Annotated in this window: 1 protein-coding gene; it reads right to left on the reverse strand. The window is 69.2% G+C overall.

Features of this window, described 5'->3' with window-relative positions:
* The coding region (locus A5624_RS04670) for an HNH endonuclease signature motif containing protein (protein WP_156748808.1) at positions 1–665 on the reverse strand (665 nt) is incomplete at both ends.

Here is a 665-nt window from a genome sequence, read left to right on the forward strand (position 1 = left end):
GCCGTGGGTGTTTTTTCGGGTGGTCCAGCCGCCGGGGCGTAGTAGGCGGTGGTGGGGGCCGCAGGCGAAGGTGAGGTCGTTGACGTCGGTGGTGTGGCACTTGCTGTAGTCGGTGACGTGGTGGACTTCGCAGTAGTAGCCGGCCACGGTGCAGCCGGGGCTGCTGCAGCCGCGGTCTTTGGCGTACAAGACGATTCGTTGGCCGGGTGAGGCGAGGCGTTTGGTGTGATAGAGCGCCAGGGCCTTGCCGTTGTCGAAGATGGCCAGATAGTGGTGGGCGTGGCGGGCCAGGCGGATGACATCGCTCATCGGCAGCAGGGTGCCGCCGCCGGTCAACCCGCGCCCGGCCGCCGCTTCGAGGTCGGCCAGCGTGGTGGTGACGATGATGGAGGCGGGTAACCCGTTGTGCTGCCCCAGTTCTCCCGACGCTAACAGCGCACGCAGTGCGGCGTTGAGTCCGTCGTGCTGGCGTTGGGCGGCCGAGCGTGGGTCGTGGTCGATGGCGTCTTGGGTGGGTGCGCCGTCGACGCAGGGCGTGTCGTCGTGGGGGTTGCACATGCCGGGGGCGGCGAGTTTGGCTAGGACGGCTTCCAGGGTGGCGCGGGCTTCGGGGGTGAGCCAGCCGCGCAGCGCCGACATGCCGTCGGCCTGCTGGTTGCCCAGGG

Source organism: Mycobacterium sp. 1482292.6 (assembly GCF_001672995.1).
Classification (GTDB): domain Bacteria; phylum Actinomycetota; class Actinomycetes; order Mycobacteriales; family Mycobacteriaceae; genus Mycobacterium; species Mycobacterium europaeum_A.